We start from the raw sequence: 19,498 nt of genomic DNA, 5'->3' as shown, positions 1-19,498 counted from the left end.
AGGGCATTCTCGAAGCGCATCCTTTGCCTGCGGCGTACCTGAAGCCGGTCGATATCGGCCTGCCGACCTGTCAGTTCGCGGAAGTACTTCGGCGCACGCTCGCCGACAGCGCGCGTGACAACCGGCTAGCGGAACTCGAGAAGGCGCGGAAGTCGGGCAGCATCAGCGCCCGCCGCTTCCAACTGGACTCGCAACTGGCGATTCTCGATCACGGCAGGCACATGCACACTTTCGCCAACGAGTTTGCGAAGGCAGTGCAGACGGCCGACATGTCCTATCTCCTCAGCATCCTGGACCGGCCAGACGACGCCAACCGCGCGAGCAAGCAAGCGGTGCGCGAGGTGTTCGGGATCAAGCTCATCGGCGTTCGCGCCGCGGCTCGGCGCCGGGGCATTTTTCAACTGGCAGGTATGGACGCCGCGCAGCAAGCAGAGTGGGAGGCGTTGTCGGTTTCCCAACGTGAGGCGAGGCGCGTCGCCCGCGAGGTCGCTCGCGCTCGCGAAGCGGCTGAGATGTCGCGCGTTCGTGCGGAAGACGGCGCGGTGCTGACCGGTGCGGAGTGGGTAGATCGCACGATCGCCGACGGCTTCTCGCAGATCGTCAGCCTGCGGCAGGGGACGAGCGTGCGCTACGCGCTCGCAGATCCTGTGCGGCAGTTGCAGGTATCGCTTCGTGCAAACGACGGTACGCTCGTCTACGCGCGCGTGGCGCTCGAACAGCGCGCGAGCTAATTCAATTTCGACAAACCCGGCTTCGCCGGGTTTTTTTTCGTCGATCGTGCCAGCGCCGAAGCTTAAGGCGCCATGAAATAGTGACCTTTCCATGGATTGGCACATTGCCAGAACCCTACACTGCATCTATCACCCGCGTCACTGACGCATCGACCCAGCCGGCTACGAGCCGGCTTTTTTATATTTTGCCCCTAAGGGACCACGTCCCAACGGGCGTAGTCTTTATGGGGCTTCTTTCTGGAAGCCATCATGAAAGTCACGCCCGCTCAACTCACCGAACTCCTCTCGCTGTACGTGCCGAAGCGTCTGCCGGTGCTCATCACTGGCCGCCCTGGCATCGGCAAGAGCGACATCGTTGAACAGACCGCGCACGCCACTGATCACGAATTGCTCATCAGCCACCCGGTCGTAGAGGATCCGACCGACTCGAAAGGGTTGCCGTTTCCTTCGCCCGATGGCACGACCGCGAAATTCCTGCCCTTCGGGGATCTGGAACGCGCTATGACGGCCAGACGCCCGCTAATCTGGTTTCTGGACGATCTGGGGCAGGCGTCGCCCGCCGTGCAAGCCGCGAAGATGCAGCTGCTGCTCGCGCGGCGCGTCGGTGAGCACGTCCTGCCACCGCAGGTCACGTTCCTCGCGGCCACCAACCGCCGCACCGACAACGCCGGTGTCTCCGGGATTCTCGATCCGGTGATCTCGCGTTTCGCGACGGTGGTCGAGCTCGAACCGACCATCGACGACTGGACGCAGTGGGCCGTGCGCGAAAACATTCCGCCCGCGCTCATCGCGTTCCTGCGCTTCCGTCCGGACTTGCTGTCCGTGCAGAAGACGTCGCGCGATATCGAGAACGCACCGAGCCCACGTAGCTGGGGGTTCGTGGCGAAAACCATGGATGTGGTCCCCAAGCACCTGGAGCACATCTCCTATGCCGGTTCGGTGGGAGAGGGTGCCGCGACGGAACTGGTCGCGTTCCTCCAGATCTTCCGCGAGCTGCCGAATCCGGACGCGATTCTTCTCGCGCCCGACACGGCCATGATCCCGACGACGCCTTCGGCGTTGTACGCGATCGCGGCCGCGCTTGCGGCACGCGCGAACGAAAACAACTTCGATCGCGTCGTGCGCTACACCGAGCGTCTGATTGGTGAAGGGCACCGCGAGTTCGCGGCGCTGCTGGTACGAGACGCTGTCCAGCGCTCGCCGCAGATCCAGAACTCGTATGCCTTCATTGGCGCGCAAGGCGGGGAGATCGGCAAGATCATCCGCGGCGAGTAACCAAGCACTCTGCGTTTTTCACGCATCACCCCTGTTGGCCCTGTCGTGTCTTCGGACGCACAGGGCCTTTTTCTTTGCTTCATCCATTCCATTTCTACGAGGTTTTCTCATGGACATCACTTCCATCCAATCGAAGGTCATGCTCTGCTCCGTCACGATTTCCACCTGGGTTGCTCGTCGTTTCGACGGCAAGGTGACGCAGGAAGTCGAAAGCAAGCACCACGCGAAGGGCATTGGCAGATTCAACAAACGCCTTTTGCCCGAGCACGCGCCGAGCTTCGCGGAAGTCGTGACGCTCGCCGGCCGCATCCGCTCGTGCTTCTACGACCACACGCTGAAGTACGACCAGTTGGGCGTGCGGCTGCTGCCGACGATGGTCTACATGGATTTCGCCGAAAAGATGCGCTCGCTGAAAGACGAGTTCGACTTGGCGGTCTCCGTGTTCCTGACCGACTACCTGAACCTGAAGGAGGCGGCTCGAGAAGAACTGAATGGGCTTTTCAACGAGGCGGACTATCCGACCCTCGCTGAGCTGTCCACGAAGTTCGGCGTGAAGATGGCGGTTCTGCCGTTTCCCGACGCCAGCCAGTTCGGGGTCGAGCTTCCGGCGAACGTGCTCAACACGCTCAAGAGCGAGTTGGACCAGCACGTTCTCGCCTCGATTGCGACCGCGAACGAGGACTTGGTGCGGCGTCTGTACGAAGCCGTCTCGCAGATGGCTAACCGGCTGTACACGACCGGCAACGTCCGACTGGACGTCGCCAACAACGTGCGCGAACTGTGCGCCCTGCTGCCCAAGCTGAACTTCGCGAACGACCCCCAGCTCACGCACATCCTCGAGCAGGCCAAGACGCATCTGGCCGTGCACACGGGAGCGGAATTGAAGGACTCGCGCGTGCTTCGTTCTCAGGTGGCCAGCAAGGCGCAGGAGATTGAAGGGCTGATGGCCGCGTTCATGGGCATGCAGCCGGAGCCGATGGAAGTCGAATCGGCGCACGCCAGCCAACTGCGCCTCGTCGCGTAAGGGGGCATCATGGACCGAAACGATGTGGTGTTGGGTAGTAGCGCGGTCCATCCGCGCATTGCCCGGCAGCGGACCGAGCTTGTCCTTTCGCAGCCGTTCTTCGGGGCGCTCGCGCTCCGATTGAACGTCCGAGAGGATCCGTCGACCAAGACGTTTTGGGTCGACGGCGAGACGTTGGGCTACAACCCAACGTATATGGAAACGCTCAGCGACCTCGAAGTCCGGGGTGTCATCGCCCACGAAGTGCTGCACGTGGCCAATGGCCATTGCTGGCGCCAGGGCGCGCGCGATCCCGACCGATGGAACGATGCCTGTGACTACGCGATCAATCCGATCGTGTTGTCGTCAGGCATGGTGCTGCCGAAGGGGGCGCTCGTCGATCCGCGCTATTCGGGCAAGTCGGCCGAGGAAATCTATGGTTTGCTGACGCAGGCGGCGAAGCAGAAGCAGCAACAGCAGCAGAAGCAGTCGCCACAGCAACAGCAGACGCAGAACCAGCAGCCGCAGCCGAGTCCGCAGGATCAGCAGCAGCCGAACGGCAAGCAGGCTCCGAAGTCCGGTGGCCAGAACGGCACCGCGCCAGCGCAATCGCCCGGCGATCAGCCTTCGCATCCCGGCTCATTCGGTGAAGTGCGGCCCTACAAGGGGCCGGATAAACCGGTAAAGGAAGCGGAGTGGAAGGTTGCCGTCACGCAAGCCGCGAAAGCGGCCGCGATGCGCGGCAAGCTCCCCGGTGATCTGCAGGCGATGGCGGTAGAAGCGGTGCGGCCCGTTGTGGACTGGCGGGCGGTGCTGCATCGCTTTGCGCAGCAGTCGTCGCCGTCGGACTACAGCTTCGCGGCGCCGAATCGCCGGTATCTGCATCTCGGCTTCTATCTGCCGTCGTTGCACACACCGGCGATCGGCGATGCGGTATTCGTGCGTGACTCCAGCGGTTCCGTGTTCGACGAGACGCAGGCGCAGTTCGACGCGGAGATCCTCGCGGTTTTCCACTCGTTGAAGCCCGCGCGCTTGGTCGTGATGGACTGCGACACGCGCGTCACGCAGGTACAGATCTTCGAGCGAGGCGACTCGCCAGAGATCAAGCCTGTGCGTGGTGGTGGCGGGACGGCGTTCGTCGATCCGTTCAACCGGGTCGCGGAAGACGGCATGAACCCCGCCTTTCTGGTCTATCTGACAGACATGGTGGGGCGCTTCCCGACGGTCGCGCCGCACTACCCAGTGCTGTGGGCGTCAACCACGCCTTTGGCACGGGCTCGGAAAGCGCCGTTTGGCGAAACGATGGAGGTGATCTGCTAGTCCCCGGCTTCGGCCGGGCATTCCCCTGAAAGACGAAGCCCGGCGATTTTGCCGGGCTTTTTTTTCGACTGGTGCAGGCTTAAGCGCGCCGTTGTTGCAGCGGCTGGTATGCCTCGCCGCCCTTGAACCGTTCCAAACGGTCGCTCGCCGTGGTCAGCGCGCCGAGCGTCGCGCTATGCAGTTGCCGGTCGTACATGCTGACGATCGCAGCCAGCAGCGCGAAGGCTGACTCCGACGATACCGCCCACGTTCCGGTCTGCCGGCCGCCTTCGAACACCTCGGCCATCGCCCGGTCGGCTGCCAGCAGCGATTCGTGCGAAAACTCGCCGTGGCCCGCCTCACTGAGGAACTTGCCGAGCAACACGACTTCGGTGATGTGCTGCGCGGGGGCTATGTGGTCGCACGCGCCGCGGATGGCTTCCAACGACAGGTGCGCACGAAGCGCGAGGTCATCGGCGACGGCACGCGGGATCGGGAGCAATTGCGCTTTGTTAAGGCGCGCGCGGACTGCCTGAGAAGAGCGCTGGAAGGGAAGGGTGCGAGACATAGCAAACGTTTGATTGACTGCCCGTGTTAACGATCTTCCCACGCTGGTTCTGAAGGGCTAGCGGTGCGAGCGCGCTGGAATTGCTCAACAACAGCGATCGCGCGCTCGCATTGATCCGCGTCGAGCGCATGAATCGAGCACTTCTCCGCATCCGCCCCGATCTCGCCGGCTAGCCACTTCATTGCTTTGGCGCGCGCCTCAAACACATTGCAGCCATCGCGCCGGACCTTCGCGGCAACCAACGGTTCGAGCGCCGCATGGAGCTTCGCCTTGAGGTCGCGCAGGCGGGCGTCGGCGAGACGGCCGAGCGGTACGTGGCGGGTGCTGCGCGGAAAAACGCCGACCCACGCCTGGCAGGCCGCGCAAAGCCACAGCGGACCGTGGTCGTCCCGGTAGGGATAGGCGTCGTCACCGGCGTGCACGAGCGTCGCGGGCGTGCCGCAGTAGTCACAGATGGGGTGGGGCAGAGGCTTGACTGGTTTTCCGACGCGCATCGGAGACGACTCTGGAGAGGGCGGAAACGATCAATATAGCAAGCCGGTCTGGTAGCGCCAGTCAGTAAGCCGCTGCGTTTCATAATATAAAAAGTGTGGCGACTAAGGGGGGTGTGAATATCCGGCAACTTTTGTAACAAGCACTTTCCCTTGTGATTTCAGCAACTTAAGGAAATGACTGAGCGCAGTGGGACGCTCTCCGGAGAGCGTTGGTCGCCGACCTCAGCGAATGAATCGGTCGGCCTTTTCGGTTGCAGTCCCGAGGATATTGCCGCAGTGGCCAAGAAAGATGCTCAATTTGACGCCTCTTTCGATGCCTGCGCGCGTTTGCGAACGCCAACAATAGCCGACATGTTAGATAGCCCACAAAGCATCGCATGTCTGAGTCTGCCGACAACCAACTCCTGAAGCTGCGCCCCCTCGAAGCGGAAGCCGTGCGCATGTTCTTCCATGCGCTTTCGCCGCTGCGCGAGCTGCTGGACTCGCCCGACCTCGCGGAAATCATGATTAACGACTATCGCAACGTCTGGGTGGAGCGTCGTGGCGTGATGACACGCGAGAACATCGACCTGCGCCCTGAACAGCTCGAAGGCGCGATCCACTCGCTCGCCTCTTCCGTCGAGAAGTCAGCGAAAGCGGGAAGCGACAAAGGCATCATCAACGCGGGCCACCAAAACTTGCGTATCGCGGCGGTGATGAGCCCGACCTCGATTGACGGCCATGCGCTGAGCATCCGGAAGCACCGCGAGTCGAAGCTGACGCTCTCGGACTACGTGAGCATGGGCGCGTTCTCGGCCGCTAATGCTCGGCCGGAATTCGCCGAAGCAATCCATTTCGAGGAAGGCATTGAAGACGAGGCGCTCATGCGCGCGCTCGTCGCGCTCGTCCAATCACGCAAAAACGTCCTCGTCGCCGGCGGCACGTCAGCAGGTAAGACCACGTTCCTCAACGCGCTGATCGAACAGATCCCGTCCGACCAGCGGGTGATCTCTATCGAGGACACGATGGAACTGAAGCTGCACGTGCCCAACCGCGTGCGGCTGCTCTCTAACGCCGACACGAACGTGACGACGCAACTGCTCGTCGCGCTATGCCTGCGCTTTCGGCCCGACCGCATCATCGTTGGTGAGGTGCGCGGAGGCGAAGCGTACGACCTACTACAGGCGCTCAACACCGGCCACGATGGCGGCCTCGCGTCCATTCACGCGAACAACGGACGCACCGCACTCAGCCGCCTCGAATCGCTCGCCATGCTTGGCATCCCGACCGGATCGCGGTGGGAGCTGGAAGACATGCGCAAAAACATCGCTGACTGCTTCAACTACGTCGTGCATTTCAAGCGCACCGGCGAGATGCGGCATGTCTCCGAAATCCTCGAAATCCGGGGATTCAAAAACAACGATTACGACCTACAACGCGTTTTTTAACGGGAGCATCAAATGAAGGGCAAGAAGGTACTCAACAGAGCCGCGACGGTGGCAAAACGTCTGCGTCCGGGCAAGTCCATGCTGGTCGGCGCGCTGCTGAGCGTCGTGTCGGTGGCCGCTATGGCCGCGGGTGATTTTTCGAACCTGACGGGCCTGACGGACATCATCTGCACGATCAGCAACCTGATCAGCGGCCCGTACCTGTACGGCATCGGCATCGTGCTGATCACGCTCGGCGGCGTCGCGGTGGCGAACTCGGAAAGCAATATCGCCAAGACGTTCTCGGTGGTGCTCGTCGGCCTCGGTATCGCGTCGGTCGCGGTGCCGATCATGCAGAGCCACTTCCACATGGCCAACGCCTGCTGATATGCGCCAGCACAAGGTTAGTCGAGGCCTCTCATTGCCGCGCCAGATGGGCGGGGCAGACCGGGGGCTCGCCATCTTCAACGGGACGATGACGGCGCTGCTCACCTACACGAGCTGGACCCCGGGATTTCTCCTTGTCGGCGTCGTGGTGCATGTGTTCTTGCGCTGGAAAAGCTCGACTGACCCGTGGTGGCGAATCGTGATGCTGGTGTACAACCGCTACCCAGACGTCTATGAGCCGGGGCCGAGCAGCCGTTTTAGCGCGCGCTTCAAGCGCCCGTATGGGTTTGATCAGGACCTTCCATGCTGAAAATGATGTTCACCAAGCGCGCGGTGCAGGAAATCGCGCCTTGGGCGACGATGGTTACGCCCGAACTGGTGCTCAACAAGGACGGGTCGCTGCTGACCGTGTTCGAGTTTGAAGGCATCGACGCTGACTCGCCCAACCCCGGCGACATCACGGCCGCCCGCGACAATCTCGACCACGCATGCCGCAACTTCGATCACCGCATCACCGCGTGGTGGCGCATGTCGCACCGGCGCGTGCGCGGAGGCATCGACGGCACGTTCGCGTCGGAAGCCGATGCGCGCGTCGACGCGATAAATCAAGCGATCATCGGCAGCGGCAAGTACTTTAAGAACTCTCACTCGCTCGCGCTGGCGTTCACGCCTGAGACCGGCATTTCGCGGATCTTCGACAAGATCGGCTATCACATGACGGTCGGCGGCAAGAATCTGGCTGTGGCGATGTTCGAAGCGGTGAAAGACACGATTCTCGCGCGCAGTGCCTTCGCGTTTGACCTGACCAAGATCCAAAACGAGATCAAGCGGTTCGAGTCGGTGATCGACGGATTCGTCGGCGGTGTTACGCGCCTGAAGATGAAGCGGCTGCAGCTTCAGAACGTCCTGTCGTTCTTGCATCAGCGAGCGAATCCGTCGACACCCAAGCGCCGCGTGCGCTATCCGGTCACGATGCTGGACACGCATTTGACCGAGACCGAAGTCACAATCGGCGCGACCGAGCTGATGTTTGAATCGGCGCACGGCAAGGTGTACGCCCGCATCATCGGCATCAAGGAGTGGATGGGCTTTCAGGAGGCGGCGCTCGACGTTCTCTCACAGGTGGACGCGGAACTGGACGTCTGTGTGATGTTCCGATTCCTCGACACATCACGTGCAAGCGCCTACATTAAGAAGATTCGAGGGTTCTATAAGGTCGCGGCCTTCAATCCCGTCGCCATCCTCAAGCAGTGGGCAACGAAGGAAGAGCAAAAGAACGACGAAGGCCGTGAGATTCTCGCGAAGGAAGCGGGCGACGCGCTGGCGAAGCTCGACGCCGAAGGCCAGCAGTACGGCTTCGCGAACATTTCGGTGGTCGTCTATGGGAGCACTCCTGAGGAGTGCGAGGACGCAACGCGTCAGGTGGTCGGCGTCATCGGCAATGCTGGCTTCGGTGTAATCCTCGAAAAGACGAACCTCTTCGCCTCGTGGAGCGCAACGCTGCCGGGCCGGTGGGACCAGCAAAGGCGTCTGCAGTTCGTTGAGACGCCCGCGGTGTCCGACATCGCCCCACTTTGCAGTGTGGGCGAGGGTTCGAAGGTCAACGAATGGCTGACGCAGCAGTCCGGCACGAAAACCGGCCCGCTCACCTGCCTGCCGACCCGCCATCGCACGCTCCAGTATTTTGACTTGCATCATCCGGGCGGCAAGGCCCATACGCTCGTCGTCGGTCCAATCGGCGCGGGTAAGTCTGTGTTTCTCAACTATCTGATGACGCAGACGGGCCGTCACGGCGCGCGCCGCATCCGCTTCGACAAGGACCGATCGACCCGTATCCCGACCCTGCTCGGCGGCGGTCGATTCATCGATGCAACCGGCAGATTTGAGGCCGCGACCTCGGTCAATCCGCTTTCGCTGATCGGCGAGGAAAAGCACTGGTCATATGTCGCGGACTGGGTGCAGCTTGCCATCGAGGGCGAGGACTACACCTGCACGCCGCAGCAGCAGACCGAAATCTACGATCGGATCAAGACGCTGGCGCTCGGCTTTCCGGCTGAGAAGTGGCGTCTGTCGAGCTTGATCACGTTGCTGCCCGCGGATCTTCGCGAGCGACTGCAGGTTTGGACTGAAGGCAACAAGAACGGCAAGTTCTTCGATCACGCCGAAGACGGCTTCGCGATCTCCGACGATCTGTCGATCGAGATGGGCGACTTGTTCCAAAACTTCCCGGTGGCCGCCGCGTTGTTTATGGACTACGCGTTCTACCGGATCGCCCAGATCCTCGACGGCAAGCGCTACACCGTGATCGAAATTGAAGAGGCGGGCTTCTTCTTTACCTACCCGAAGTTCTACGCGCGCCTCGAAATTTGGGCGGTGACCATTCGAAAGCTCAACGCCGCGCTGGTGATGGCGACGCAGTCGCTCGGGCAGCTTGCGCGCGTGCCGAACTTTGAGATTTTGAAAGAGAACATCCCCAACCTCATTTACCTGCCCAACAGCGACGCCATCAATAACCAAGGCTTGTACCGCGATGTATTCGGCCTCACGCCGCATCAGATCAAGATGATCTCGGATGCGGTGCCCAATCGCGACTACCTGTGGGTGACGGCTAAACAAAGCCGGATGCTGCAGGCCCAGTTCCCGAAAGAAGCGCTCGCCTACCTCCGCTCGGACGGCCGTGCGCAAGCGCTTCTCGACAAGCACGTCAAGTCCGGCAGCCCACAGTGGCAGGAGGAGTACGTGCGAGACGTACTCGTCAACGCTTAACGTTCTATCAGCAAGGTACCGCCATGATGAAAAAAATGCTCCGCCGCATCGCAGCCACCGGCGTGCTCACGCTCGGGTTTGTGCAACACGCCAACGCGAACATGCCGGTGTTCGATGCGTCCAACTTCATTCAGAACACGATGACCGCCGCGGCCGCCGTGAAGGGTGAGGTTTATCAGGATTCGAACCTGGTGTATCAGTACCAGATGATGCTCAACCAGCTCAAGCAGGCGACCAACCTCGATCCGTCGGCGATGCTGGCACAGTTCAAAAGCATCACGAGCGATATTTCGAGCCTGAGCAAGTACACCGACGCCTTGAAGGATTTGTACGGAGGCCTGCAGAACAACGCCGAGTACGCAAGCAAGGTGCAGGCGCTGATTACGCAATCGGGCAAAACGGCTGACCAGTGGTTCACGGACCAAAACACGCTACTGCACAACAACGACAAGACGGCGAAGCAGCTTTTCCAGCAGGGCAACGACGTCATCTCGCACGTCAGCACGCTCGCCAAGCGTCGGCAGGAGATTCAGGACCAACTGAATATGTCGCCGACAATGCAGGCTACCGCTCAGTTGACCACGCACATGCTGGACATCATCTCCAGTCAGAACAGCGACCTTCTGACGATGATGGCGGCCAAGCAACGCAACGACGCTGTCAAAGACTCGGCGACAGTCGCGGATCAGAAGGCGAACAACGCGAGTCAGGCGGCAATCAAGGCGCAACAGGATCGAGAGCGTGCTGCCTTTGACGCACAGATTGGCTCGTCGAAGGTGCTTGGGCAATGATGCGGTGTTCCGTCATTTCTTTCATTAGGACGCTGCTAATCTTAGCCGCGGCGGTGGGCTGCGTCGCCATCACCTCTAACCGGGCGATGGCGCAAGCAGCGGTCGACGTGCCCGCTTCGGCGGCGACAAGCTCTGCGGCAATACTGGCCAGTCAGAAAGGTGATTTCGCCAAAGGGGCGACCAGCGCGGCACAGCAGATCCACGTCTTGCTCGGCAACGTCGTCAGCACCGCGGTGGATGCCAGTTCGAATGTGATGAGCGAGGCGAACAAATTTGCGTGGGGCCTGGGCGTCATCTCGTTGGTCTTGGTAGGAGTCCGGTTCGCCGGGACCCACCATCCGATCGCAGCGTGGGTCGATCTTTTCGAGGAAGTGGCGATTTTGGGCATTTTCGTCGCCTTGTATCTCGGTTACACCACATCAGCCGCTGGCTTCTGGACATGGTTCGAGCAGTTGGCGGCACACATCGCCACCTCGGACAATGGCTCGGTTGGTTCGCAAATGGCCTCACTTGCAGGGACCATCATCGACGCACTGACCGCCAAGCTAAAGACGGTAAAGCTCTGGGACATTCCTGCGCTGTTCACCGATATGATCGTACTGGCCATCGCGGGAATGCTCATGGTTCTCGCCTCCATCATCTTCGTCTACTACACGGCGATAGGCCAAATTCAGGCCGCCATCGGTATCGTGCTCGGCCCGATTGCGATCGCGCTCGGCTTCTCTTCGTACACACGAAACTATTTCAAGAAGTGGCTCGACTGGATGATTAGTGCGGGCATGTACACGGTCGTGGTCTCAGTTCTGATCAAGCTTGTAGGGGCGTCAATCACGGAAGCGGTAGCGAAGGCGACGCAGGTGGGCGGGTCGACGACAGTCAACGGGGCGTACGTGTTCGACCTAGCAGTGTTCGTGCTGCTCCTGTCCTTCGAAATCCCGAAGCTCGCGACGATCTTTGGCGGCGGTGCAACGGCAACCGGAACCGGGGCGATGAAGTTGGCGAGCAAATTCATTCCATGACGAACGCTCACGAAGCTATCCCGGTCGAAGACCTTTTCGCCACGCACCAAAAGCGCATCGAACTGGTTCGACAGTGCGCCAATGAAAGCACGGAAACCGAGTTCGCGCGCAAGTGGCTGTCCGTACTGCGTCGGTGTGCGAGCTGGTTTTCGGCGATGCCGCTCACGCCTGAGTTGCACTGCGAGCCGGGCGGTGCATTTCGCGCGACGATCGAATCAACGTTCTATGCCATGCGGCTCGCGGGCGGGCAGAAATTCGCGGCCGATCTCACGTCCGACAAGCGTCGCCGTCTCGAGCCGCAATACAACTTTGCCGTGTTTCTGGCCGCCGCATGCTCGTTGCTTGACGAGCCGTTTCGTCACTTCGAAATGCTGCGGCTCTCGGACCGTACGAAGTGGAATCCGGCGGCGCACGGGGCGTTCGGCACGTGGATCGGAACCGGTCAGTTCGCCGTTGAGCGGCGTGTGACGCCACTGAAGAACGAGCGCATGCGCACTGCCATGTTTGCCCAGACCGTCATCTCGCCCGAGCTGCTCTCCGGGTTCGACACAGCGGTGCTGGACGACCTCTTCAACGCGATAAATCCCGAGCGCAGCCCGCAGGGGTTTGAACCCCTCGTCCACAAGGTAGTGCGGCAGGCCATGGGCGTTGCGGTGGACTTCGAGCGCAAGGCGCAACGCGCCGTGTTCGCGCCGGTGAAGTATGACGTTCCCTCAGCCGTGCACGTCGCGCTCGCGCTTGAGCCGCAGTTCGTCGCGACGCCCGCCCCGGCTAGTGTTGATTCCTCCGTGAACCCGGGACAGTCGACCGCAACGACCGCATCAGTAGCGTCGGCCACGACCCCGGAACCGCAGTCTGCCGTTGTTGGAGCAACGGCCTCGTCGCAGCAGGAGGCGAGCGCCTCCGCGCCGAAGTTTTCTCAGTCGTTGCTCGATGCGTTGGAGCGCAGCGAAGCACAGGCCGCTGGTGCGGCTGCGGCTGAGCCCTCGACCGGCCCGAGCGCGCCTGCATCGCGTCCGGCGCCGGTCGACCCTGCCGCAGCGCGTTCAGCGAGGTCCAATGCAAACAGGGTCGGGCCGTCTGACGAAGAATTGACGGAACTCCTCGGCCCCGGCGCTGCAATGCTGAAAGAGTTTTTCAAAGCCCTCGCCGGTGACGTGGCGACCGGAAAGGCGGAAGTGACGTGGGAAGAGAAGGGGCTCGCCGTCAAGAAGCGGCTCGTCGGCGGATACGGCATCACGAGCGATACCCTTGTCGAACAACTCAAGAAGCGCAGCCTCCTGATGCGCGCACACGGCAATGACATCTGCATTGTTGAGCGCGCCGGACGTCTCATCGTGGAGCGACCAGCGGCATGAACTACGTCAATCACTTCCGTCCGATTTACGAATTTCGACCGTTTCTCGTCTGGCCCATCGTCATCATTGGCATCTTGGTCTCGGGGATGCCCTACGGCTGGGCGTTTGCGCTAGCCGGCGTTGCCCTGCTGTCGATTCGTGCGCTCCAGATATGGAAGGCACTGAGCTTTCGCATGGCCATTTCAACGAAATGGCTCAGCAAGATTCGCATCGAAAAGCTTCTTGCCACGCAGAACTCGATGCGGAAAAGAGCGGACTCGATGTACCTGGGCATCGGATACGAGTGGACGCAGAAGCATACACAGATTGCCCACGAAATCCTCCGGATGCCCGTAACCGACATTCCGTCGCTGCCGAAGTGGCTGTCAAAAACCGAGATAGGCCGTACCGTGGAGGAGCGCATCGAGCGGCTATTCGGTCCGCGCGACAGCATCCGCGATCGCATGCCGCAGGGATCATCCTGGATCCACGGTATGGAGCAGAAGAAGGTTGAGGTGCCGTTTCACTATAAGGCGATGGGCGGTCACACGCTGGTGGCGGGCACGACTGGCGCGGGAAAGACCCGCACCTACGAAGTTATCTCCACGCAAGTGATTCACAACCCGAAGGACGTCCTGATCATCGTCGACCCCAAGAACGATGACGAGTGGAAAAAGCGCGTGGAGAAGGAATGCGCGCGCACCGGGCGCAAGTTCCTGTACTTCAATCAGGCGAAGCCGCATGAGTCGATCCGCCTGAACCCGCTCGAAAACTGGTCGCAGCCGTCGGAAATCCCGTCGCGCATCGCGCAGTTGATGGAAGAAGGCCAGTTCCGTGACTTCGCGTTTCTCTTCATCGACCGCGCCGTGAAAGGTGAGCTGTATGTCGGCGACAAGCCCAACTTGCGATCGATTCTCAAATACGCACAGTCAGGCATTGGCAATTTGCTCGACCGTGGGCTGCGACGATTCTTTATTGAGAACGGCCTGACCGATTGGGAAGAACTGACCGTAACCGCGACGGTAAAAGACGCGCAGCGCCGCAACGACGCCTCGTTGATTGACGGGATGGTGAAGCTGTATCTCGACCGCTTTGCCGCTCACGACCGGGGGCACGAGACGATCGATGGGTTGATCGCCACGCACACCCACGACCGCGAGCACTACATGAAGATCATCGCGTCCGCGTTGCCGCTGCTACAGATGCTCGCGACAGGCGAAACGGGCCTCATGCTCGCGCCAAAGGCGGACGACTTCGAGGACGAGCGCGAGATATGGGACATCGACAAGATCATCAAGCAGAAGGCGGTCTTGTACATGGGGCTCGACTCTCTGTCGAACAACATCGTCCAGAAGGCAATCGCGTCCATGGCATTGTCGGACGTCGCGGCCGTCTGCGGCGCCATCTACAACTTCTATGCAGAGAAGCCTGACGTCGTGCTCATCATCGACGAGATCGCCGAGGCCATCAACGAGAAGGTTATCCAAATCCTGAACAAGGGACGCGGGGCAGGGTTCAAGGCGTTCGTCGCATTCCAGGCGCGTGCCGACCTCGAAGCGAAACTTGGAAACGCAGCGAAAATGCTGCAGGTTTTGGGTAACCTCAACAATCAGGTGGTGCTTAGACTAGAGGACTCAGATACAGCGAAGTGGTTCTCGGACAAGGTCGGGGAGACTGCGATCCGCGTGGTGAACGTGTCCAACAGCACCAATACCACGACTGAGGCGCACGCGCTTGAATTCAGTGGCTCACAGTCCCGCTCAATCCAGTTGGAGAAGGTGCCGCTCATTCCCGTCAAGCTCCTCCACAGCTTGCCGAATCTGCAGTACTTCATGCGCATCTCTGGCGGTGCCGTGTATCAGGGTCGCATTCCTATCATCGAAGGCTAAACACAAGATTATGTCCGCTGCATATAAAAACATCATTCGCGATCACAAGCTCTCGCACAGGCTGGTTGCGGTCTTCAATGTCGCACCGGAGCTGGAGCTCGCGTGTTCGCGCGTGGCCGACTTCATCGGGGAGCGGTTTATCGGAGACAAGGGGCCGCTGGCTGCGGAGATGATCGAGTCGGCGCTAGAGGGTTTCCGGCGTGCCAAGCGCACGGGCGACCAGCACATCGCCTTCATGCAGGGCTTGTTCGAGCCGTCGAAAGCGCTGTATGCCCGCCGGCTTGTCGCTCGGTTTGGCGACAAGGTGTCGGTGTGGTGTCCGATGGTCGAGGCGATTCCCGCGTTCGAAGCGCGCCACGCTGAGTACCAGTTCGAAATGGTCGATGAGCGTTGCCCGGACGAGATCACTGAGCGCACCGCGGCGTTCCAGCTCGCCGCACGCGTGCTTCAGGGGGAAGCTTTCCGCCGTTACTTCGAGGAATATGATGTCGCTCACCGTTACGATCATAGCGAAGCTGTCGGGAGTTGAGCCGCGCACGGCCCAGCGCGCGCGCGACACTGCTGCTGCATTCGACGGCGACATGAACGCGGCCGTGCCGGACGAATTCACTTACGGCGCGGGCGCCCGGTGCTATGCATTGGCGACGATCGCCGAATTCCGACCGGCGCTGTTTTGGGGCGGACTGATGGCGCTCGTCGCGGTGCCCGCCCTCATGCTAGTCAAGGTGCTGCATGGCTAGCCGGTTTGGTTCGCATATCAAGGTTTGGTTTCTGCTCGTGCCGGTGCTATCCATCGCGGTCATGCCGGCGATTCCGGAGCGCAAGCTCTTTGAGGTGCCGGAAGCGGAAACACATTCTCTCGTCGAGTCGGTGGGACAGGACCGGGTCGATCGCGCCATGCGCAGCGCCAACGAAGAGTTCCGCCGTGCATTTGTCGATAGCGGGCTGCTCCACCGCACGCTGAATGCATCCGGAAAGGTAGGCGGCTTGGACGACGGCGGATTCTCATCGTTCGCCCACACCTGGACCGAGAACTTCTGGTTACTGGTGTACCGCATGCTCTTCCGTGCGATGGTGATGAAGATGTGGATCGTTGGAACACTTCTTTTCGCCGTCGGCATGTTCATCGACGGTGCGGCGCGCCGCAAGATCAAAGCGTCGGCTGCGGGCTTTGTAAGTCCATTGTCTTTCCATCTGGCAGGCCATGGACTGCTGCTTGTCACTGGAACGCTGTTCGCGGTGCTGGTGGTTCCGTTGCCTGTGTTGGTGGGCTACTGGGTCGCCGTTGCTGCACTCCTCGGAGGTCTCCTGTGGAAAGCTGCCGAGTCCTTCCAGTCGTCGAGATAGGGAAAAAGGTCCTCCAGGCGCATTAGCAATTCATCAGAAAAATTGCTCTATTTCTCTTAGGCAACGCTACCCGGCTAGCGTTGCCTTTGTTTTTTCCGCCTTCGTCTTGCCGCTGCTTGCCTAGAGCGCGCCGACAATTCGGCGAAAGGCGCTTCAAATAGCCACCGTTTCGAGCTTTTTCACGCTGCCACCGCCGCAACAATGCTAAATATGGGCAACGCGCTTTGCTTGCCTAATCCCCAACGATGAAACGGGACCGATGCGGTCCAGACAGGAGAAACGGCGAATGAGCACGGTTGTGGAACCCGGCAGTGAAGAGACGGTCGCGCTTAGCGCACTTGAACAAGGTACGGTCGAGGCGTCGCTGACCACCGATGGCGCTGACGACGGCGAGCTTGAGCGCGAGTTGACGCAGATGGAGGCGGACGCCGATCGTCTTCAGAGGGAAGGCGTGATCTCCACCGACGACGCCGATATGAAGCGGGCGGAAGTTGCGAAGACGCGCAAGCTGTTCCGCGACCTGCCTGCCGCCGAGCGTATTGCCATCATTAAGCGCCGCCGCGAAATAGGTCGTCAGTTGCTTGACCGCCAGCTTTCCGGCGCAGCAGTCGTGACCGCCCGCGTGCGTCTAAACCACACCCGCCTGAAGCCGTTGTTCGAACAATGGTGGCCGTACATCAACCGCATGAGCATCAACATGCAGCGTTTCGGCCGCTCGACGTTCGGCGAAAACGACAAGGAAGTGGTCAACAGCGCGCTCGAAAAGCTGCTCGGAGGCATCGAGAGCTACGTTGACGAGCAACTGCGCGTGGCCGAAGGCTTCCGCCAGCAAAAGGAAGCGGAGCTTCGGGCGAACAAGGAATTCGTGTTTGAGCCGACGATCCCAATGCCCGCGATGGACATCGAAGTTGAGGCGTACTCGCGCTTTTCGATGCGCGTGCTGGGCGTCATCATGAAGTTTGACAGCGCGATGGACCACTTCGATTTCATGGTCTGGAACGGCATCCGCGACCAGTCCGACGTGGACGACGAGGCAGTCAACTTCCTCAAGCGCTTCAATCCGCTCGGAATTCGCGGGTACATGACGCACCTGAAGCTGATGACGACGGTCCGCGGTAACTAAGGAGGCGCGATGCTGGACGAACTCAATCCCCAGCAACGGGAAGTCGCCCAGTTGCGCCAGCATTGCGTGGCGATCGCCTGCCCGGGCGCGGGCAAGACAAAGACAATCGCCACGAAAGCGGCCCTGCTGCTACAAGACAGCGCCGCGACGGTCGGCGCCGTCACTTTCTCCAAGGACGCCGCACTCGAATTGCGTGAGCGCATCCTGACTGCCGCCGGCGAGTCGGCGAAGAAGCGCCTGATCGCCGGCACCTTCCATTCCCTTGCGTTCAAACAACTAAAACGCCCCGGTGCGCGCGCGCTCGATATCGCCTCCGATGGTGACCGGCTCGGCTTGCTCATTCGCGTGATGCAGGAACTCGGCCGCGACGGGAAGGCAGAAGACGTCATTCCAACGATCGAGAAGATCAAAACCAATTTTGGGCGGTGCGACCCGAACACTGCCGACGGCGAGCTTTATCACGCCTATCAGGACGCGCTCGCGCGTAACGGCAAAATCGACTTTCAGGACATGCTGCGCCTCGCCGTCGAGGGGATGGAGCAGGGCACCATCGCCCCATACGCGTTCACCTATCTGCTCGTTGACGAGTTTCAGGATACCGACCCGCTGCAGTACCGGTGGATCGAGCTACATGCAAATGCGGGCTCGGTCGTGACGGTCGTGGGCGACGACGACCAGAGCATCTATGCGTTCCGCGAAGCACTTGGGTACCGAGGCATGGAGTCGTTCATCCAGTCGCTCGCCGCAAAGCCCGTTGTCTTGGGCAGCAACTACCGGTGCCGCGCAGAAATCCTGGGCGCGGCCGACCGCGTGATTCGCAACAACGCCGACCGGATCGCCAAGGTTTTGCGCGCTGAGAAGGGCCCGGGCGGTAGCGTGCAAACTTCCCGCCATCCAGATGAGTATGAGGAGGCAACCGCGGCGGTCGAGGTGCTCGGGCCGTTGCTGGCGAAAGGGCAGTCGTGCGCAATCCTGGCGCGTACTAACCGCATACTAGACCCCCTTGAGGCAGTCTGCCGCTCGCATGGCATCAAGTACTACCGGGCATCGGGCGCGTCTGTCCTGAGCCGCCCGGAGGGCGCGCTGATGTGCAATCTGCTCGAAATCGTGGAGCGAATCAAAGACACCGGCCTCGATGCAGTCTTGGCGCACCTCGGGCTTACCACCCAGCAGCTACGCGCACTCCACGCGGATATGGGTGCGGAACTGACGCAGAAGGGGCGGGCGGAATTGGTTGGTCTCGGGCTGCCCGAGGACGTGGCGACGAACTATCGCGAGTTCATGAAGCGGCTCGCCGAATGGCAAAGCCTGTGCGATCGTAAATTCTACTCGCTGACGCTCTCGGGCGTCGCGGAGTGGATGTTGAAATACGCGAAAAAGGATTCCGCGATCCGCGCGATTCAAGCGACGAACGATGTTTTGTCGCGCCTGTCCGGCAGTTTCGCCGAACGGCTGCTCTTTCTGCGCCAAGACAATAACGAGCCGACGCCGGGCGCTCTCATTCTCACAACAATGCACAGCTCCAAAGGGCTGGAATGGGATCACGTCTGGATCGCCCGCAGCGAAGAGACGATCGTCCCAGACCCCAAGTCGACTGAGCCAGAAGAGCGGCGGCTGTTCTATGTCGCCATGACGCGTGCTCGCGAATCATTAATGGTCTCGGGGACGTCGAAAAATTTCGAATCGCGATTTGTCGTTGAGGCGCAGCTTCACCAACCCGCTATCGCGGGGTGACTCCACATCTGCAGAGCTAAGCTGGCTGGCGAATTACGCCCAATCAAACGACGCGTGCTGGAGCTTGACGCGCGCAAAGCGGGCCCTCGATAGAATTGCGTATTGTGAAAAGTGTGCCGACTAAGGGGGGTGTGAATATTCGGCAACTTTTGTAACAAGCCTTTTTATGTTTTGATTCAAGCCACTAACGAAATGGGCACACGCAGTGGGACGCTCTCCGGAGAGCGTCCCTCCGCCACTGTTGCGCGAGGTCGTCGACGCCGTCACGTGGATTTTTCGACGATTGTGTAACTGCGTGCCAGGGCCGGTGCGGATAACTTTGGCGAACC

The 19,498-nt window shown here is 60.7% G+C and carries 19 protein-coding genes and 1 pseudogene; 17 read left to right on the top strand and 3 right to left on the bottom strand.

Annotated elements, in window-relative coordinates; all coding sequences use genetic code 11:
- From NCT32_RS31980 to NCT32_RS31965, 4 genes and pseudogenes are all read left to right on the top strand, one after another.
- Positions 1-731 (top strand): annotated as a pseudogene (locus tag NCT32_RS31980) (hypothetical protein); the annotation flags it as partial.
- Between the two features lie 249 nt (positions 732-980).
- Positions 981-2,006, top strand: coding sequence for an ATP-binding protein (locus tag NCT32_RS31975; protein WP_250482461.1), 1,026 nt, complete (start codon positions 981-983; stop codon positions 2,004-2,006).
- 109 nt (positions 2,007-2,115) lie between these two features.
- The gene (locus NCT32_RS31970; protein WP_250491196.1) at positions 2,116-3,030 is read left to right on the top strand and encodes a hypothetical protein; all 915 of its coding nucleotides are present in this window, start codon (positions 2,116-2,118) and stop codon (positions 3,028-3,030) included.
- Between the two features lie 9 nt (positions 3,031-3,039).
- A complete protein-coding gene (locus NCT32_RS31965) occupies positions 3,040-4,329 on the top strand; it encodes a DUF2201 family putative metallopeptidase (RefSeq protein WP_250491195.1) in 1,290 nt (429 codons plus the stop codon).
- A 79-nt stretch (positions 4,330-4,408) separates the two neighbouring features.
- Here the strand turns inward: NCT32_RS31965 and NCT32_RS31960 are convergent, their stop codons facing one another.
- The gene (locus NCT32_RS31960) at positions 4,409-4,876 is read right to left on the bottom strand and encodes a hypothetical protein (protein ID WP_239294725.1); all 468 of its coding nucleotides are present in this window, start codon (positions 4,874-4,876) and stop codon (positions 4,409-4,411) included.
- A gap of 26 nt (positions 4,877-4,902) precedes the next feature.
- Entirely contained in the window at positions 4,903-5,370 is a 468-nt protein-coding gene (locus tag NCT32_RS31955; protein WP_250491194.1) for a zinc-finger-containing protein, read from the bottom strand.
- A 377-nt stretch (positions 5,371-5,747) separates the two neighbouring features.
- Between NCT32_RS31955 and NCT32_RS31950 the strand changes: the two genes are divergently transcribed.
- Genes NCT32_RS31950 through NCT32_RS31940 form a run of 3 tightly spaced genes read left to right on the top strand, consistent with a single transcriptional unit; the run spans position 5,748 to position 7,473 of the window.
- A complete protein-coding gene (locus tag NCT32_RS31950) occupies positions 5,748-6,797 on the top strand; it encodes a CpaF family protein (protein WP_250491193.1) in 1,050 nt (349 codons plus the stop codon).
- Positions 6,798-6,809: 12 nt separating this feature from the next.
- Positions 6,810-7,163, top strand: coding sequence for a hypothetical protein (locus NCT32_RS31945; RefSeq protein ID WP_035967777.1), 354 nt, complete (start codon positions 6,810-6,812; stop codon positions 7,161-7,163).
- Between the two features lie 46 nt (positions 7,164-7,209).
- Positions 7,210-7,473 (top strand): conjugal transfer protein, encoded by a 264-nt coding sequence (locus NCT32_RS31940; protein ID WP_053572942.1) that lies wholly within the window; start codon positions 7,210-7,212, stop codon positions 7,471-7,473.
- Here the strand turns inward: NCT32_RS31940 and NCT32_RS37520 are convergent.
- Entirely contained in the window at positions 7,455-7,877 is a 423-nt protein-coding gene (locus NCT32_RS37520; RefSeq protein WP_250491192.1) for a hypothetical protein, read from the bottom strand. The two genes, NCT32_RS31940 and NCT32_RS37520, sit on opposite strands and share 19 nt — an antisense overlap.
- Between NCT32_RS37520 and NCT32_RS31930 the strand changes: the two genes are divergently transcribed.
- The 10 genes from NCT32_RS31930 (at position 7,878) to NCT32_RS31885 (ending at position 19,169) form a co-directional block, all read left to right on the top strand.
- Positions 7,878-9,929: a type IV secretion system protein VirB4 gene (locus tag NCT32_RS31930; RefSeq protein WP_250491191.1), complete on the top strand. Its 2,052-nt coding sequence runs from the start codon at positions 7,878-7,880 to the stop codon at positions 9,927-9,929.
- Complete coding sequence (locus NCT32_RS31925; protein ID WP_250491190.1) at positions 9,887-10,720, top strand: type VI secretion protein; 834 nt, start codon at positions 9,887-9,889, stop codon at positions 10,718-10,720. Before NCT32_RS31930 ends, NCT32_RS31925 begins: the two co-directional genes overlap by 43 nt.
- Positions 10,717-11,739: a type IV secretion system protein gene (locus tag NCT32_RS31920; RefSeq protein WP_250491189.1), complete on the top strand. Its 1,023-nt coding sequence runs from the start codon at positions 10,717-10,719 to the stop codon at positions 11,737-11,739. Before NCT32_RS31925 ends, NCT32_RS31920 begins: the two co-directional genes overlap by 4 nt.
- The gene (locus NCT32_RS31915) at positions 11,736-13,097 is read left to right on the top strand and encodes a TraI domain-containing protein (protein ID WP_250491188.1); all 1,362 of its coding nucleotides are present in this window, start codon (positions 11,736-11,738) and stop codon (positions 13,095-13,097) included. Before NCT32_RS31920 ends, NCT32_RS31915 begins: the two co-directional genes overlap by 4 nt.
- Positions 13,094-14,965: a conjugative transfer system coupling protein TraD gene (gene traD / locus NCT32_RS31910; protein WP_250491187.1), complete on the top strand. Its 1,872-nt coding sequence runs from the start codon at positions 13,094-13,096 to the stop codon at positions 14,963-14,965. The genes NCT32_RS31915 and traD overlap by 4 nt, the downstream gene beginning before the upstream one ends.
- 10 nt (positions 14,966-14,975) lie before the next feature.
- Positions 14,976-15,494, top strand: coding sequence for a hypothetical protein (locus NCT32_RS31905; RefSeq protein ID WP_250491186.1), 519 nt, complete (start codon positions 14,976-14,978; stop codon positions 15,492-15,494).
- Positions 15,451-15,705 carry a hypothetical protein gene (locus NCT32_RS31900; RefSeq protein ID WP_250491185.1) on the top strand — a complete coding sequence of 85 codons (255 nt, stop codon included), beginning with the start codon at positions 15,451-15,453 and terminating at the stop codon, positions 15,703-15,705. The genes NCT32_RS31905 and NCT32_RS31900 overlap by 44 nt, the downstream gene beginning before the upstream one ends.
- The gene (locus tag NCT32_RS31895; RefSeq protein WP_250491184.1) at positions 15,698-16,312 is read left to right on the top strand and encodes a DUF4400 domain-containing protein; all 615 of its coding nucleotides are present in this window, start codon (positions 15,698-15,700) and stop codon (positions 16,310-16,312) included. Before NCT32_RS31900 ends, NCT32_RS31895 begins: the two co-directional genes overlap by 8 nt.
- A gap of 286 nt (positions 16,313-16,598) precedes the next feature.
- Positions 16,599-17,435, top strand: coding sequence for an ATPase (locus tag NCT32_RS31890; RefSeq protein WP_250491183.1), 837 nt, complete (start codon positions 16,599-16,601; stop codon positions 17,433-17,435).
- A 9-nt stretch (positions 17,436-17,444) separates the two neighbouring features.
- The gene (locus tag NCT32_RS31885) at positions 17,445-19,169 is read left to right on the top strand and encodes an ATP-dependent helicase (RefSeq protein ID WP_250491182.1); all 1,725 of its coding nucleotides are present in this window, start codon (positions 17,445-17,447) and stop codon (positions 19,167-19,169) included.
- Positions 19,170-19,498 lie beyond the last annotated feature (329 nt).

The organism is Caballeronia sp. INML2 (assembly GCF_023631365.1).
Lineage (GTDB): Bacteria > Pseudomonadota > Gammaproteobacteria > Burkholderiales > Burkholderiaceae > Caballeronia > Caballeronia turbans.
The sequence above is the reverse complement of the archived record's forward strand: the minus strand, read 5'-3'. Positions and strand labels throughout refer to the sequence as shown.

Coding starts and splice junctions, on each gene's coding strand:
- NCT32_RS31975 (WP_250482461.1), top strand. CDS start 981: ATGAAAGTCACGCCCGCTCAACTCACCGAACTCCTCTCGCTGTACGTG.
- NCT32_RS31970 (WP_250491196.1), top strand. CDS start 2,116: ATGGACATCACTTCCATCCAATCGAAGGTCATGCTCTGCTCCGTCACG.
- NCT32_RS31965 (WP_250491195.1), top strand. CDS start 3,040: ATGGACCGAAACGATGTGGTGTTGGGTAGTAGCGCGGTCCATCCGCGC.
- NCT32_RS31960 (WP_239294725.1), bottom strand. CDS start 4,876: ATGTCTCGCACCCTTCCCTTCCAGCGCTCTTCTCAGGCAGTCCGCGCG.
- NCT32_RS31955 (WP_250491194.1), bottom strand. CDS start 5,370: ATGCGCGTCGGAAAACCAGTCAAGCCTCTGCCCCACCCCATCTGTGAC.
- NCT32_RS31950 (WP_250491193.1), top strand. CDS start 5,748: ATGTCTGAGTCTGCCGACAACCAACTCCTGAAGCTGCGCCCCCTCGAA.
- NCT32_RS31945 (WP_035967777.1), top strand. CDS start 6,810: ATGAAGGGCAAGAAGGTACTCAACAGAGCCGCGACGGTGGCAAAACGT.
- NCT32_RS31940 (WP_053572942.1), top strand. CDS start 7,210: ATGGGCGGGGCAGACCGGGGGCTCGCCATCTTCAACGGGACGATGACG.
- NCT32_RS31930 (WP_250491191.1), top strand. CDS start 7,878: ATGACGGTCGGCGGCAAGAATCTGGCTGTGGCGATGTTCGAAGCGGTG.
- NCT32_RS31920 (WP_250491189.1), top strand. CDS start 10,717: ATGATGCGGTGTTCCGTCATTTCTTTCATTAGGACGCTGCTAATCTTA.
- NCT32_RS31915 (WP_250491188.1), top strand. CDS start 11,736: ATGACGAACGCTCACGAAGCTATCCCGGTCGAAGACCTTTTCGCCACG.
- traD (WP_250491187.1), top strand. CDS start 13,094: ATGAACTACGTCAATCACTTCCGTCCGATTTACGAATTTCGACCGTTT.
- NCT32_RS31905 (WP_250491186.1), top strand. CDS start 14,976: ATGTCCGCTGCATATAAAAACATCATTCGCGATCACAAGCTCTCGCAC.
- NCT32_RS31900 (WP_250491185.1), top strand. CDS start 15,451: ATGTCGCTCACCGTTACGATCATAGCGAAGCTGTCGGGAGTTGAGCCG.
- NCT32_RS31895 (WP_250491184.1), top strand. CDS start 15,698: ATGGCTAGCCGGTTTGGTTCGCATATCAAGGTTTGGTTTCTGCTCGTG.
- NCT32_RS31890 (WP_250491183.1), top strand. CDS start 16,599: ATGAGCACGGTTGTGGAACCCGGCAGTGAAGAGACGGTCGCGCTTAGC.
- NCT32_RS31885 (WP_250491182.1), top strand. CDS start 17,445: ATGCTGGACGAACTCAATCCCCAGCAACGGGAAGTCGCCCAGTTGCGC.